Source organism: Thalassobellus citreus, assembly GCF_044385915.1.
Lineage (GTDB): Bacteria > Bacteroidota > Bacteroidia > Flavobacteriales > Flavobacteriaceae > Thalassobellus > Thalassobellus citreus.
The window spans coordinates 19,534-35,250 of record NZ_JBISCC010000127.1; the positions used below are offsets into that span (position 1 = coordinate 19,534).

The window sequence follows — 15,717 nt, forward strand, 5'->3', positions numbered from 1 at the left end:
TATGATTACATATAAATTGTGTTTTTAAGATTATCCACAACCCATAGCGTTACCGCCACAACCAGTACCGCATTTCCCTAAGGTTGTTTTAAGTACCGATTTTAGTTTTTTCCCTTTGTAAACAGCATCCAATCCGTCATCAATTAATCCAGACATTTCAATAACTGCTATACCAACTTTTTGGAGTAAATCAACAGGTTTAGCCCCAACACCATTTACTAATACATAAGAACAATCTTTTAACGATTTAGCAAGGTTTATCCAACGTAAATCTCCTGTTCCTTTTGTTGGAGCTAAACGCCTTTCAACCAGTTCATATCCAGTTTCTGTTTGCTTATATATTAAAAACTCAGTAGCTTCTCCTAAGTGTTTGTTAATCATTAAGCCTTCATAACTTGCAACAGCAACATGTGGTTTTGTTTTATCAACGGGTGTTGGCATGACGGCACATTGATCAATTAATTTAAAAGCACTTGTATCGTCTTTACCTAGTATTCCTGCAGCATCTGCTCTACATCGCGCACAATGTGTCATTGGTTTTATATACTTATGAATAGATCTTATAATGTTTCTAACAGATTTGCCTGTTGGCTTTTCTAAATCTTCCATATCACTTCCTTCGGTAGGAATTAATGGAATACAATTCATAGTTGTAGCTCCTAATTCGCTTACTTTTTTAGCAACTTCTTCTATTTCTGTATCATTAACACCAGGAATAATTACCGTATTTATTTTTACAACAATACCTTTTGCTACCAATGCTTTTAAAGCTTCTCCTTGTTGACTTAGCATCAATTTTGCAGCTTCAACACCACGATACATTTTTTTCTTGTAACGTGCCCATTTATAGATTTTTTCTAAAGTTTCAAGTCTAAAACTATTAATGGTAATGGTAACATGTGTCACATTTAATTGGGCTATCTCATCAATGTATGGCAGTATGTTTAATCCGTTTGAAGAGAGACAAAATATTTTTTCTGGAAACTCATTTTTTATCAATCTAATAGATTCTAATGTTTTTTCTGGTTCGGCAAAGGCATCTCCTGGTCCAGCAATACCAACGGTTGATACATTTTTAATTTTTTGAGATATGGCTCTTATATAATTAAGGGCTTGAAATGGTTTTAGCACAGAACTTGTAACACCTGGTCTGCTTTCGTTTACACAATCATATTTTCTATTACAATAACCACATTGAACATTACATTTTGGTGCTACTGGGATATGAATTCTTGCATATTTTAATTTTGCTTCCTTGTCAAAACAAGGGTGCACTTTATTTAAAGTGGTTGTCTTTTCCATGTTCTTAATTTTAATGATTATCTGTATTCATTTTATTGATGTAATTAAAAATTACATGTATTTGTATCCAACAGGCGAATGATCTTGCATTTGTTGAATAAGTGTGTTAGCTATCATATCGAAAAGTACTTGAGTACCTTCGTAACCAATATGTTTAATACGTGAACCTCCTAATCTATCATGAATAGGAAAACCTACTCGTGCTAATGGAATTCCTAATTCGCGGGCTATATAATAGCCTTTGCTATTTCCTATTAAGATATCGGGTTTCAATTCTTTACAAACAGTGGCTATTTCTTCAAAATCGAAATTATCGTGAATGATAATATCTGAATTGGGTTTTACTTTTTCTTGAATCACTTTCTTTAGTAATCCGCTATCACCACCTGAAGCACATAACACTGTTTCAATTCCAATTTCTTCTAAAAATGAAATCATGGCTATAACAAAATCTTCTTCTCCATATAAGACCGCTTTTTTTCCAAAGACATATTTATGTCCATCTACATAGGCATCAACCAGTTTTCCACGTTGCTTTCTGTATTTTTCGGGTATCTTATTATTAGTTAATTTTTCAAGCGTATCAAAAAAAGCATCGGTAGCATTAATCCCAATTGGGATGTTTAAATTTATTCTAGGCACATCAAAACTAGACTCTAAAAATTCTCCTGCCGATTGTGATTTTGGGTTAGATTTATTTAAAATATATCCAAATTCTATGGATGCTTTTGCTGAAGCTGTATGTTGTAACTCTTTTAATGTAGTTCCTCCTTTTGGTAGTTTTTCATATACTCCTGTATACTCATTATCTAAAATATCAGAATAATCAGGAACCATAGTAACGTTCATCAGTACCTCAGAAAAAATATCTTTTAGGTGTTGTAAATCTGCAGGAGAAAGAAAGCCTGGAAACATATTAATACTATGTCTTGTTTGACCTTCTGTAGCAAATGCTTTTACAAGAGATAACACCGTGTCATGAAACCCGTTAATATGAGTTCCCATAAAACTAGGGGTGTTCACAAAAACTAATTCAGGAAGATTAGGATCGTTCTCGTTTTCAACTTTATACTTATATAGTATTTTACGCATGTCGTCACCAATAACCTCGCTTAAACAGGTTGTAGCAATACCAATTATTTTAGGATTGTATTGTTTAGTAACATTTTTTATGGCGATAAATAAGTTTTTTTCACCACCAAAAATGGCGGTTTCTTCTGTGAAATTTGTAGAAGCAATATCTACGGGCTCTTTATAATGACTTATTAAATAGCGTCTTATGTACGTTGCGCATCCTTGCGAACCATGAATGAGAGGCACGCACCCTTCAATTCCTTTAAAAACAATACTTCCTCCCAATGGTGTACATACTTTACATGCATTACGAGTTGATGTAAACGCTTTTCCTTTTTCTATGATGTCGACTTTATTTTGCATATTTCAAAGTATTAAACCGTATTGTTATTTGTTTTTAGTGAATTGAAAAACTGGACTCATAGCAGTTGCATAAATTTCTTTAGCAAAATTTAGCATGCCTTTGTAGCCTGCCAATGCTAGTTTACGTTCGTGATTATGGTCGCAAAAACCTAAACCTAATTTATAAGCAATGGGTCTTTCTTTAACACCTCCTATTAAAATATCTGCATTGGTTTTTTTAACTAATTGAGTTAATTCTAACGGATTGGTGTCATCAACAAGAATAGTACCTTCATCACTCAGGTTTTTCATAGTTAGATAGTCTTCTTTATTTCCTGTTTGAGAACCAACTACTACTGTTTTTACATCTAGCATTCGTAATGCTTTTATAAGAGAAATGGCTTTAAAAGCACCACCAACATAAATGGCTGCTTTTTTGCCTTTTAATGCTTTTTTATAGAATTGTAGTTTGGGTAATAAATCACTTACTTCAGTCTTAACCAATTCAATGGCTTTATCCATCATTTCTTTGTCTCCAAAAAAACGAGCTACATTATATAGAGCGTCAGACATGTCTTCAATACCAAAATATGAAACTCTCATGTTTGATATTTGATATTTTTCTTCCATTTGAAGCGCTAAATTGCTCATAGAACCAGAACATTGCACAATATTTAATGCTGCTTTATGAGATTGACGAATAGCATCTACACGACCATCACCAGTAATAGTGGCTACAATATGAATCCCCATTTTTTCGTAATAGTCACGTAATAAATAAAGTTCTCCGGCTAGGTTAAAATCTCCAATAATATTAATACTGTTAGGAATTGTTTCGTTGGTGCCTTTAGTACCAACCAGTTTCATTAACGCATCACAGGCAACTTTGTATCCGTCTTTTTTTGTGCCAGCAAAACCAGGTGCTTGTACTGTTATAACCTCAACACCTGTTATGTTTGTTACATTTTTACAAACGCTTTCAACATCATCGCCAATTAAGTCAACAATACATGTTGAATACACAAATGCGGCTTTGGGATTGTAGGCTTCAATTAATTCAATAAGTGCTTTTTTTAAGGTTTTTTCACCTCCAAAAACCACTTGTTTTTCTTTTACGTCTGTTGAGAAACTGAGTCTGTGAATTTGGGGTCCAGATGATAAAGCACCTCTAATGTCCCAGGTATAAGCAGCGCAACCAATAGGACCATGTACTAAATGAAGGGCATCGGCAATAGGGTATAAAACGACTCTAGACCCGCAAAATACGCAAGCTCTTTGGCTTACGGATCCTGCTAGACTAGATTTGTCACAAGCTAATTCACGAGAATCTGTACCCTTAGTCAATATTTGATTTTCTCTGTCTTTAAGTATAGATTCCATGTGTTTTAATTTTAGTTTATAGTTTCACCTGTTACTATTTATTGTTTTTAAGCCTTGATGTAACATCCGTGTTTTTTTGTGTAAAATACACTCATGGATATTTCATTTTAAACTTTTGGATATTAGTTTTTACTTGTATTACATAACCAATTCAAATTCTGGTTCTGAAGATTCTAAATCTTGTTTATCCATAATAAGACCTAATATTTTTTCTAAAATGCGTAGCCCTCCCATATATCCTAAAGTTGGGAAATAAGAATGACCAACTCTATCTAAAATTGGGAATCCCATTCTTAAAAAAGGGATGTTTTCATCTTTAGAAATGTATTTGCCATAGGTGTTTCCTATTAAAAGGTCTACGCTTTCTTCTTTAATCCATTGGTGCATTAAATACATATCGGCTCCTAAACCATTTTTAAATTTGGCTTCAGGAACGGTTGGTAATATTAGTTTTTCTAGTCTTTGATGCATTTTTTTACCTGGTGTACCAGAAACAACATAAACAGGTTTCATGTTCATGTCTAATAAGAACTCAACCAATGGAATTAATTGATCTGGATCTCCAAATAAGGCAACACGTTTTCCGTTTAAATACTGTTGCATGTCGGTAATCATATCAACAAGTCTTCCTCTTTCAGTTGTGATTTCATCAGGGATACTTACTTCTGCTAGCTCTGACATTTTCATGATAAAGCGGTCTGTAGCTCTTACTCCAATAGGAAGGTCTGTTACTTCAAAAGGTACTTTACATTTGATGTTTAATTTTGTTGCTGCATCGGCTGTAGCCCATTCTCCAAAAGCTAAAGTTGCTTTGTTATCTCCAGTAGCAATTAAATCAGGAACAGTGGTTCCTCCTTTTGGATACATTTTGTAACTCCCTGTTTGCGGTGCATCAACAACATCTGAAGTGTCTGGAAATAATGTGAATTTGGCTTGCATAAGGTTTGCTAACCGTTTTACTTCTTTCATATCTGAAGGCTCAACCCAACCAGAAATAAGATTTATTTTATCGCTTTTTACACCTGTAGAAGCAGATAAACATTTTACCATTCCACTTACCATATTGGCATATCCTGTAACGTGAGATCCTATGTAGCTAGGAGTATTACAATATATTACGTGTTTTCCTTCTGGAATTTTTCCACCAGCATTTGCTTTTTCAACAATTTGTGTAAGGTCGTCACCAATAGTTTCAGATAGACATGTTGAATGAACCGCAATGATATCTGGTTCATAAATAGTAAAAATATTGTCTATTGCTTGTACCAAGTTAGATTGTCCTCCAAACACTGAAGATCCTTCGGTAAACGAACTTGTTGCTGCCATAATAGGTTCTTTGTAATGTCTTGTAAGTGCACTTCTGTGATATGAACAGCAGCCTTGCGATCCGTGACTATGTGGTAAGCAACCATGAATTCCTAGTGCAGCATACATAGCTCCAACAGGTTGACAGGTTTTTGCTGGGTTAATTGTTAAAGCTTTTCTTTCTTTTATATCTTTTGTGGTATGTCTTAGTAACATAATATCTCTGATTTAAAATTTATAAATTGTTTGTTAATGGTTTTTATTGCCATTAGTAAGCTGAATCAGCTAGTTTTGCTACTAACTTTGGTTGATTTTTCCACGGTGGTGGAATTAATCCCCAGACCTTAGTATTTACCATTTTATCAATATCATTGTAAAAATTAACAGCGCCTTTAAAGCCTGCATACGGACCACCATAATCATAACTATGTAGTTGTTTTAGTGGTACACCGTATTTTTGTATCACATATTTTTCTTTAATACCCGCACCAATAATATCTGGTTTATAATACTCAATAAGCTTTTCTGTTTCCCAGTGAGAAATATCATCTATTACCAAACTGTTTTTTTCCATATCTGGCATCATGCCTTCGTACTCAGCAAAGCCATATCCTTTGTTTTCAAGGGATGTTTTTTTGGCAACCAAATCGTCTCTCCAATAACCTTCATCTTTGGTAATGTCTAACTCTTCTATATTTCTACTATCAGCATCAATTTTTATACTGTCAAGCACTTTTCTTCCTTCATAATCATCACGGTGTCCAAACTCATAACCAGCAGATATGGTACGCATTCCTATTTCTCCAAATAATTCTTGGTAATGATGCGCTCTAGATCCTCCAACATACATCATGCATAATTTGCCTTCTGTTCTTGTTTTTACATCTTCAATAGTAGCCTTAACTTCTAACATTTCTCGGGCAATAATTTCTTCGGTTTTAGCTATTAACTCACTGTCTTCAAAGTACTCTGCTATTTTTCTTAATGATTTAGCAGTAGCTTCTGCTCCAATAAAGTTTATTTTAATCCAAGGAATACCATGTTTTTTCTCTAGCATTTCTGCAATATAATTGATAGACCTATGGCACATAACCGCGTTTAAATCGGCCATATGAGCATTTTCAAATTGGTGAATACTTGAGTTACCACTAAAGGTTGAAACTAGTGTGATTCCCATCTCTTCGAAGTATTTTTCAAGTACAAATGAGTCTCCACCAATATTATACTCACCAAGTAGGTTTAGTTTAAATTTTCCGCCTGGATCTGTATCATTTAAACCAACCACATGTTTAAATATGCCGTTATTGGCAATATGGTGACCAGCAGATTGACTAACACCTTTGTATCCTTCACAACTAAATCCGAAAATGTTGATGCCTAATTCTTCTTTCATCTTTCTAGAAACAGCATGGACATCATCACCAATCAATCCAATTGGACAGGTAGAAAATACCCCAATAGAATGTGGTTTAAACATGTTGTAAGCTTCACGGATGGCTTCTTCTAGTTTTTTTTCACCTCCAAAAACAATATTAGTATCCTGCATGTCTGTTGAAAAGCAGTAATTCATATAATTTTCTCCGTCTGGACCTGCATCTGTTTGGTTTCTTCGTGTAAGCCATGCATAGAAAGAGCAACCAATAGGTCCGTGAACTATGTTAATAATATCACGTGTTGGTCCTAATATTACACCTTTACAACCAGCATAGCAGCATCCTCTTTGTGTAATAATTCCTGGAATTGTACGGATGTTAGATTGAATTTCTTGATCTTCTTTTGGATCATTTGTAATCAAAGATTTTGCTCGCTTCTTTCCTATTTTACTAGGGTATTTGTTTAAAATTTCCTCTATTAATTCCGATGGATCAGGAAATGTATTTTTAGTATCTTTCGACATATGTTTTTGTTTTAAGTATTAATCTAATACGCTATCTCCTGAATCTCCAGTACGAATACTAAGTGCTTCTGTAGTAGGTAATACAAATATTTTTCCATCACCTGCTGCGTCTGTTCGATTAGCACCCATGATTGCTTGTATAGCGGTTTTAACCTTTGAGTCTTCAACGGTAACTGTTATCATTCTGTGTAATCTAAGTCTTGGTTCTGGTCCTAAAAGGGCAATGGCTTCTGGCTGATTATTTTTTACGCCTTCCATAACTTCGGCATCCCATTTTCCTTTACCTCGACCATAAACTTGCCCTGTTGCTGTGAATGATGGTATATTAGCATCAGAAAGTGCTTTTTTTGTTGAATTCATTGTATGAATTCTTAATATGGCTATAACTGTCTTCATATTGCTTTCTGTTTAAAGTTCTTTTGTGCCACGACTTATTGTATAGGCTTCTTCAACTGGACTTACAAATATTTTACCGTCTCCAAAAGCTCCTTTTTCTCCAGTACGTGCAGATTCCATAATTGTTCTTATTGAAAAATCTTTGTCTTCGTCTTTAACAACAATCATTAATAAATCTTTAGGAATTTCATCATAAGTAATATCTCCTATTTTAATTCCTCGTTGTTTACCACGTCCTACAACTGGTACTTTTGTAACAGCTACAAAACCAGATTCAAATAACGATTTAATTACGGTTGCAGATTTTTCAGATCTTACAATGGCTCTTATTAATTGCATATTGATATATTTTAAATGATTGTGTTTTTTAATTAAGTATTCCGAATTCTATAAGTAACCCTTCTAGTTCTTCAATTTCAAGAGGTGTTGGAACTACAAACATTTTGTTTTGATCAATTTTTTTAGCAAGTTGTCTGTATTCTTCTGCTTGAGAATGGTTTGGTTCGTATTCGATAACTGTTTTTCTATGAATTTCGGCTTTTTGAACCATGTTGTCACGTGGTACAAAATGAATCATTTGAGTTCCTAATTTTTTTGCTAATTCTTCAATCATTTGTTGTTCATTATCAACCAAACGACTGTTGCAAATAAGTCCTCCTAAACGCACAGCTCCTGCTTGCGCAAACTTTACAATACCTTTACAAATATTATTTGCAGCATACATAGCCATCATTTCACCAGAAACTACAATGTAAATTTCTTCTGCTTTACCATCTCTAATTGGCATTGCGAATCCACCACAAACAACATCTCCTAATACATCATAAAAAGCATAATCTAGAGACTTATCTTCATCATAAGCTCCTAGTTGTTCTAACATGTTAATTGATGTAATAATACCACGACCAGCGCAACCAACACCAGGTTCTGGGCCACCAGACTCTGTACAACTTGTATTGCCATAACCAGGTTTTACAATGTCGTCAAATACAACATCTTCCCCTTCTTCTCTTAATGTGTCTAGTACTGTTTTTTGGGCTAAACCACCTAAGAGAAGTCTAGTTGAATCGGCTTTAGGATCACATCCTACAACCATTATTTTTTTTCCCATTTCTGCTAAACCAGCCACTGTGTTTTGTGTAGTAGTAGATTTTCCAATACCACCTTTTCCGTAAATTGCTATTTTTCTCATAAGTAAGATTATTTAATGAATGTTTGATTTTCATTTTTCACTTACTATGCCAACAAAACATTTAGTAAAATAAAAGGATTGAAATTATTGTTTTAAATAACTGTTTGTTAGGTTGTTATAAAAAAAATAAAGTTTTTTGAAAATGATTTATATAAAAAATGAAGTTTACAAAAATGTAAAAAAACAGTGGCTATTTTACATTTTTGTAAAATATTGTAATTGCATAATTTTCAACAAAATGAATAAAACCATAAATAATAATTGCAACTATAGTGTTTTTGTTATTTAAAATTATTAAAAATGGTTATTTTGTTAAAAATTATGTATTTTTGAATTTGGTGTATTGTCTTCTATAAAGAAGTAGAATCTAATAGTATAACGTCCTATGTCTACAGCATTAAAAAATAATATTAAAGACGGATTTAAAAGTCATTATTGTCATAAAGCTGGGAGATTCTGTAAAGGAGATACTGAATTACCACTGTTGTTTGAAATTAGTACCATGATTAATAATACTAGGTTCATTAAAGATATAATGGCACCAGTTATGGAACTAGTAGCAAGGTATTTAGACGCAGAGCGTTCTATTCTATCGATATTGAATCGAGAGGTTTCTAAAATTTTAATAGAGGCTTCTTACGGAATGTCTTATGATGACAAAAAACAAGGACGTTATTTAGTTGGAGAAGGTATTACTGGAAATGTTGTTAAAAGTGGAGAGCCTATCTTTATTGATAAAATTGAAGGCGCTCAAGGTTTTGTAAATAAAACCAAAATGGAACTTCAAACAAAAAATAACAAAGATATTTCTTTTGTTATTGTACCAATAAAAGTTGATAATGAAATTGTTGGAACATTAAGTATTTCTAGAGTTTATGATGAACGTGTAAATAAAAATGAGCTTATCAGAATTCTTTCGGTTATTGGTTCTATGCTTGCACAAGCTGTAAGAGCCAAACAAGATAGAATGGAAGAAATAGAACGCTTGAAAAACGAAAATAAAAAATTACATTTAGAACTTGAAAACAGGTTTTCTTATGAGAATATAATTGGTAATTGCTTTAAACTACGAGAGGTTTTTAAACAAATAGAACAAGTGGCTAAAACTGAAGCAACGGTTTTAATAAGAGGAGAAAGTGGTGTTGGTAAAGAGTTAATAGCTGATGCCATACATTATAAAAGTAATAGAGCATCAAAACCTTTTATTAAAGTTAATTGCTCGGCATTACCTGAAACTTTAATTGAAAGCGAATTGTTTGGTCATGAAAAAGGAGCTTTTACAGGAGCGTCTGAAGTTAAAAAAGGACGATTTGAATTAGCTCAAGGCGGCACTTTATTTATTGATGAAGTTGGAGAGTTATCTGCAACTATGCAAATTAAACTTTTAAGAGTGCTTCAAGAAAAGCAATTTGAAAAATTAGGAAGTTCTAAAACTATTAATTGTAATGCTAGAATTATTACAGCAACAAATAGAAACTTAGAAGAAGCTATTGTAGAAGGTGAATTTAGAGAAGATCTATATTATCGTCTTAATGTATTTCCTTTATATATACCTCCTTTAAGGGAGCGACTAAATGATATTCCAATTTTAGCAGATCATTTTATTCAAAAAGCAAATAAAAAGAATGGTACGAATATTTTAAGAATATCTTCTTCTGCTATTGATGCTTTAATGATTTACAAATGGCCAGGAAACATTAGAGAATTAGAAAATTGTGTTGAACGTGCCGCTATTCTTAGTACCGATCAAGTAATACGAATAGAAAATCTTCCTCCAACACTTCAAACTGCCGAGTCATCAAGTACACTTAATAAAGGGACGCTTCAAATTATTGTAGAAAAGGTGGAAAAACAATTAATTATTGATTGTCTTACCGTAAAAAAAGGGAATGTTTTACAAACTGCAAAACAACTTAAAATTTCAAACCGTAAACTTGGTTTAAGAATTGATAAATACAATATTAATGTAGATAAGTATAAAGGGAAAGTAATTTGATTTTTATTTATAATAATAAGTAAAAGCGCGATCGTTTTCTTTAAAACGTTTATTAAAAGTCTTATAAAAAAGTATATTTGCTTAAAATTTAAATTACGTGAGTAAAACTATTCTCTCGCAAACTTATGCACAGACTTTGCAAACGCGAAATCTGAAAACGTCTATTGCCAATTCTCAAAGTAAAACACATTTAAAAGGCCTTGTAGGCTCCTCGTTTTCGTTTGTTATATCGAGTGTGTTTAAAGAAGCAGAGAAACCTTTTTTAATTGTTTTTAACGATAAAGAAGAAGCTGCTTTTTACCTAAACGATTTAGAACAATTATGTGGCGATAAAGATGTATTATTTTATCCTGGAAGTTACCGCAGACCTTATCAAATAGAAGAAACCGATAATGCTAATGTACTATTACGAGCTGAGGTTTTAAACCGCATAAACTCTCAAAAAAAACCAGCCATTATTGTTACGTATCCAGATGCGCTTTTCGAGCAGGTGGTAACTAGAAAAGAATTAGAACGTAATACTTTAAAAATTGGTGTTAATGACGATTTATCTATCGATTTTGTAAATGAGGTGTTGTTTGAATATCAATTTAAACGGGTCGATTTTGTTACCGAACCTGGTGAGTTTTCGGTACGTGGAGGTATTGTAGATGTATTTTCGTTTTCGCACGATCAACCTTATAGAATTGAGTTTTTTGGCGATGAGGTTGATAGTATTAGAACCTTTGATGTAGAGACACAATTATCTATAGAGCAGATTAAAAAAATCAACATCATTCCTAATGTTGCCAATAAATTATTAGAAGAAAAACGTCAAAGTTTTTTAAAATATATTGCTCAAAAAACAGTGGTGTATTTTAAAAATGCCGATTTATTCTTTTCAAGAATAGACGATTTTTATACCAAAGCAGAAGAAGCTTTTAAAACCTTGTCTTCAGATATTAAGCATGCCGAACCAAATGAGTTATTTAGTAATTCTGAATTATTAAAAAAACAATTGTTAGAGTTTTCAATTGTAGAGTTTGGTAGTTCTGCTGTCTTTTCTAGTATAGGCGATACGCAATCAATTGCATTTAATACTTCTCCACAGCCTTCTTTTAACAAGCAATTTAATTTGTTAATAGAAGATTTAAATACCAATCACGATAAAGGATATAAAAATTATATAGCCTGTGTAAGTGAACAGCAAGCAAAACGCTTTCATGATATTTTTGATGATGTAGAAGAAGAGGTTCATTATAAAACCATTGTTTTATCATTACATCAAGGGTTTATAGATCACGACTCAAAAGTGGTGTGTTATACAGATCATCAAATTTTTGAACGTTACCATAAGTTTCATGTTAAAAACGGTTATGCTAAAAAGCAAGCCATTACTTTAAAGGAGCTTACAAATTTAGATATTGGTGATTATGTAACGCATATAGATCATGGTATTGGACGTTTTGGCGGACTTCAAAAAATAGATGTAGAAGGCAAAAAACAAGAAGCTATTAAACTGGTTTATGGTGAGCGCGATGTACTGTATTTAAGTATTCATTCACTTCATAAAATAACTAAGTTTAATGGAAAAGATGGGAAGCCACCAAAAATTTACAAACTTGGTAGTACCGCTTGGAAAACTTTAAAAGCCAAAACAAAAGCACGTGTAAAACATGTAGCGTTTAACTTAATTAAACTTTACGCTAAACGTAAAACCGAAAAAGGCTATCAATACAAGACAGATAGTTATATGCAACATGAGTTGGAGGCTTCTTTTATTTATGAAGATACGCCCGACCAAAGTACTGCTACTGCCGATATTAAAGCCGATATGGAAAGCGAACGCCCTATGGACAGATTGGTTTGTGGCGATGTAGGTTTTGGTAAAACAGAAGTCGCTATTCGTGCCGCTTTTAAAGCTGTAGATAATGGCAAACAAGTCGCTGTTTTGGTGCCAACAACTATTTTAGCATATCAGCATTCTAGAACCTTTGCAGCACGTTTAAAAGAATTCCCTGTAACGGTAGATTATTTAAATAGATTTAGAACTGCAAAAGAAAAAAGAGAGACTTTAGAGAATCTTGAAAAAGGAAAAGTAGATATTATTATTGGCACACACCAACTCGTTAATAAAAAAGTAAAGTTTAAAGATTTAGGCCTCCTAATTGTTGATGAAGAACAGAAATTTGGAGTTGCTGTAAAGGAAAAACTTAAAACATTAAAAGATAATGTAGATGTGTTGACTTTAACCGCAACACCAATTCCGCGAACGCTTCAATTTAGTTTAATGGCTGCCCGCGATTTATCGGTTATTACAACGCCACCACCAAATCGTTATCCTATAGAAAGTCATGTAATTCGGTTTAGTGAAGATAGTATTCGTGATGCCGTGAGTTATGAAATTGAACGTGGCGGACAAATATTTTTTATTCATAATCGTATTGAAAATATTAAGGAAGTCGCAGGCATGATTCAGCGTTTAGTGCCCGATGCTAAAATAGGTATTGGTCATGGGCAAATGGATGGTAAAAAACTAGAACAGCTTATGTTATCGTTTATGGATGGTGCTTTTGATGTGTTAGTGAGCACAACCATTATTGAAAGTGGATTGGATGTGCCTAATGCGAATACCATTTTTATTAATAACGCTAATAATTTCGGATTGAGCGATTTACACCAAATGCGTGGTCGTGTAGGGCGTAGTAATAAAAAAGCATTCTGTTATTTTATAACACCCGAATATTCGGCTATGACAGATGATGCTAGAAAACGAATTACAGCCTTAGAACAGTTTACCGAATTAGGAAGCGGCTTTAATATAGCCATGAAAGATTTAGAAATTCGTGGTGCAGGCGATTTGTTAGGTGGTGAACAAAGCGGATTTATAAATGAAATAGGCTTTGATACTTATCAGAAAATATTAAATGAAGCAATTGAAGAACTTAAAGAAAACGAGTTTAAAGATTTATATGATGAAGACGATAAAGTTTACGTTAAAGAAGTAACTATCGATTCGGATTTTGAATTGTTATTTCCAGATGATTATGTAAATAATATTGCTGAACGTTTAAATTTATACACACAGCTAAATAATTTAAATACTGAAGAAGAATTACAGAAATTTGAAAAAGAATTAGTCGATCGTTTTGGAGAATTACCAAATCAAGTGACCGATTTATTAAATAGTGTCCAAATAAAGTGGTTGGCAACTAAAATAGGTTTCGAAAAAATTATTATGAAACAAGGTAAGTTTGTAGGCTATTTTATTACCGACCAACAAAGTAATTTTTATCAAAGTAAAGGGTTTACTAAAGTGCTTCAATTTGTGCAAAAAAACCCAAGAATTTGTAAAATGAAAGAAAAGCAAACGCGTAATGGCTTACGATTATTATTAACTTTTGAATCTGTTAAATCTGTAAAACAAGCTTTCGAGTTGTTAAAACCTATCGTGGCTTGATTATTGATTTTTATGATATATAAATAAATTAGTGCCCATGTTAAACCGAATTATTGTCTTAGTAGTATTATTACCAACATTTCTTTTTGCGCAACGTACTATAAAAGGAACGTTCTCTCCAGCTAAAGACTATAACGTTGCATTATTGTATAAAGCAACGCCTACTATCTCAGAATACGTTACTAATGCAGAAATAAAAGAAGATGGAAGCTTTCAGTTTCAGTTAGATTCTACAGCAACAAAGGGTATTTATAAATTGGTATATGCGGTACCGCAAGAAGATTATAATTTCGATATTATTTATAATGCAAAAGAAGATATAGAGCTTACTTTTAACTCGGAAACAGGTGTAAAATTCACATCTTCTTCAGAAAATAAACTTTTAGCATCTTATACCAATAGTATGTCTATGGTTACTCAAAGTATAGGTAATTATTTTAGGCAACAAAGTACAGATACCACGGCATTAAAAACCATTTTTAAAACTCAAAAAGAAACGCAACTAAACTTTGAAAAAGCAGCTCAAGGTACTATTGCACTTCAATTTATTAAAGCTAATAAGCCTTATGTACCCGAAGTATTTGAAGATGTAAAAACATATATAAATAATTTAGAAAAACATTATTTTGATTATGTAGATTTTAATAATACAACATTACAAAGTTCTAGTTTTTTAGAAGAGCGCATGTTAAATTATGTGTTTGGAATGACTTCAAAAACATTAGATGAAGCGTCCAATTATAAGAAGAATATTGATGTTTTTTGTGATGCTATGAAAATGGTTCCTAATGAAGTTAAGCGAATTTTATTGCTAGATTTATGGCAACAAATGGCCGATTTAGGTAATGAGCCTATTGCAAATTATATTTCTGAAACTTATTTAATTGATGTTGCTTTGGCTTTGAATGACCAACAGTTGGTTAACGACTTATTATTGTTTAAAAGAGTTTCTTTAGGTGAAAAAGCACCCGATTTTTCTTTAGAAATAGAAAAAGATGATAAGAAAATCACTAAAAGATTAAGTGAATTAGATACTGCTGAAAATTACATAGTAGTTTTTTGGAGTAGTACTTGTTCTCATTGTTTAGAAGAAGTTCCACATTTAGATACTTTTGTAAAAGCTCAAGAAAAAGGAAAGATACAAGTGGTTGCTATTGGTTTAGAAAAAGAACCATACAAATGGAAAGACCTAACATATGACTATCCAGAATTTATTCATGTGTATGGAGAAGGTAAATGGGATAATGCCATAGGAAATGATTATGGTGTAACGGCAACACCAACCTATTTTATTTTAGATAAAGACAAGCACATTATTGCAAAACCAGAACATTTCGAAGATGTAAAAACCTTTTTTGAGGAATAATTTGTCATTCCTGCGAATGCAGGGATCC

The 15,717-nt window shown here is 32.7% G+C and carries 11 protein-coding genes; 3 read left to right on the forward strand and 8 right to left on the reverse strand.

All coding sequences use genetic code 11. The features are described from left to right. Positions 1 to 30: 30 nt before the first annotated feature. The 8 genes from ACH5TX_RS13760 to nifH form a co-directional block, all read right to left on the reverse strand. A complete protein-coding gene (locus ACH5TX_RS13760; RefSeq protein WP_439340078.1) occupies positions 31 to 1,302 on the reverse strand; it encodes a NifB/NifX family molybdenum-iron cluster-binding protein in 1,272 nt (423 codons plus the stop codon). A 51-nt stretch (positions 1,303 to 1,353) separates the two neighbouring features. Further along, positions 1,354 to 2,739: a nitrogenase component 1 gene (locus ACH5TX_RS13765; RefSeq protein WP_439340079.1), complete on the reverse strand. Its 1,386-nt coding sequence runs from the start codon at positions 2,737 to 2,739 to the stop codon at positions 1,354 to 1,356. A 24-nt stretch (positions 2,740 to 2,763) separates the two neighbouring features. Continuing rightward, complete coding sequence (gene nifE, locus ACH5TX_RS13770) at positions 2,764 to 4,098, reverse strand: nitrogenase iron-molybdenum cofactor biosynthesis protein NifE (protein ID WP_439340080.1); 1,335 nt, start codon at positions 4,096 to 4,098, stop codon at positions 2,764 to 2,766. Between the two features lie 138 nt (positions 4,099 to 4,236). Then, complete coding sequence (gene nifK / locus ACH5TX_RS13775; RefSeq protein ID WP_439340081.1) at positions 4,237 to 5,619, reverse strand: nitrogenase molybdenum-iron protein subunit beta; 1,383 nt, start codon at positions 5,617 to 5,619, stop codon at positions 4,237 to 4,239. Positions 5,620 to 5,671: 52 nt separating this feature from the next. Next, positions 5,672 to 7,300, reverse strand: a complete 1,629-nt coding sequence (gene nifD / locus ACH5TX_RS13780) for a nitrogenase molybdenum-iron protein alpha chain (RefSeq protein WP_439340082.1) — start codon at positions 7,298 to 7,300, stop codon at positions 5,672 to 5,674. Positions 7,301 to 7,318: 18 nt separating this feature from the next. Further along, the gene (locus ACH5TX_RS13785) at positions 7,319 to 7,696 is read right to left on the reverse strand and encodes a P-II family nitrogen regulator (RefSeq protein ID WP_439340083.1); all 378 of its coding nucleotides are present in this window, start codon (positions 7,694 to 7,696) and stop codon (positions 7,319 to 7,321) included. Positions 7,697 to 7,708: 12 nt separating this feature from the next. Beyond that, positions 7,709 to 8,035, reverse strand: coding sequence for a P-II family nitrogen regulator (locus tag ACH5TX_RS13790; protein WP_439340084.1), 327 nt, complete (start codon positions 8,033 to 8,035; stop codon positions 7,709 to 7,711). Between the two features lie 28 nt (positions 8,036 to 8,063). After that, positions 8,064 to 8,888, reverse strand: a complete 825-nt coding sequence (gene nifH / locus ACH5TX_RS13795; protein WP_439340085.1) for a nitrogenase iron protein — start codon at positions 8,886 to 8,888, stop codon at positions 8,064 to 8,066. A 385-nt stretch (positions 8,889 to 9,273) separates the two neighbouring features. Here nifH and ACH5TX_RS13800 point away from each other — a divergent pair, with 385 nt between their 5' ends. From ACH5TX_RS13800 to ACH5TX_RS13810, 3 genes are all read left to right on the forward strand, one after another. After that, positions 9,274 to 10,884, forward strand: a complete 1,611-nt coding sequence (locus ACH5TX_RS13800) for a sigma-54 interaction domain-containing protein (protein WP_439340086.1) — start codon at positions 9,274 to 9,276, stop codon at positions 10,882 to 10,884. A gap of 97 nt (positions 10,885 to 10,981) precedes the next feature. Then, a complete protein-coding gene (gene mfd, locus ACH5TX_RS13805; RefSeq protein WP_439340087.1) occupies positions 10,982 to 14,323 on the forward strand; it encodes a transcription-repair coupling factor in 3,342 nt (1,113 codons plus the stop codon). 37 nt (positions 14,324 to 14,360) lie between these two features. Further along, a complete protein-coding gene (locus ACH5TX_RS13810; protein ID WP_439340088.1) occupies positions 14,361 to 15,689 on the forward strand; it encodes a TlpA family protein disulfide reductase in 1,329 nt (442 codons plus the stop codon). Positions 15,690 to 15,717: the final 28 nt, after the last annotated feature.

What these genes read in the sequence shown, in the direction of transcription:
- ACH5TX_RS13760 (WP_439340078.1), bottom strand. Translation starts at nt 1,302, where the DNA reads ATGGAAAAGACAACCACTTTAAATAAAGTGCACCCTTGTTTTGACAAG.
- ACH5TX_RS13765 (WP_439340079.1), bottom strand. Translation starts at nt 2,739, where the DNA reads ATGCAAAATAAAGTCGACATCATAGAAAAAGGAAAAGCGTTTACATCA.
- nifE (WP_439340080.1), bottom strand. Translation starts at nt 4,098, where the DNA reads ATGGAATCTATACTTAAAGACAGAGAAAATCAAATATTGACTAAGGGT.
- nifK (WP_439340081.1), bottom strand. Translation starts at nt 5,619, where the DNA reads ATGTTACTAAGACATACCACAAAAGATATAAAAGAAAGAAAAGCTTTA.
- nifD (WP_439340082.1), bottom strand. Translation starts at nt 7,300, where the DNA reads ATGTCGAAAGATACTAAAAATACATTTCCTGATCCATCGGAATTAATA.
- ACH5TX_RS13785 (WP_439340083.1), bottom strand. Translation starts at nt 7,696, where the DNA reads ATGAAGACAGTTATAGCCATATTAAGAATTCATACAATGAATTCAACA.
- ACH5TX_RS13790 (WP_439340084.1), bottom strand. Translation starts at nt 8,035, where the DNA reads ATGCAATTAATAAGAGCCATTGTAAGATCTGAAAAATCTGCAACCGTA.
- nifH (WP_439340085.1), bottom strand. Translation starts at nt 8,888, where the DNA reads ATGAGAAAAATAGCAATTTACGGAAAAGGTGGTATTGGAAAATCTACT.
- ACH5TX_RS13800 (WP_439340086.1), top strand. Translation starts at nt 9,274, where the DNA reads ATGTCTACAGCATTAAAAAATAATATTAAAGACGGATTTAAAAGTCAT.
- ACH5TX_RS13810 (WP_439340088.1), top strand. Translation starts at nt 14,361, where the DNA reads ATGTTAAACCGAATTATTGTCTTAGTAGTATTATTACCAACATTTCTT.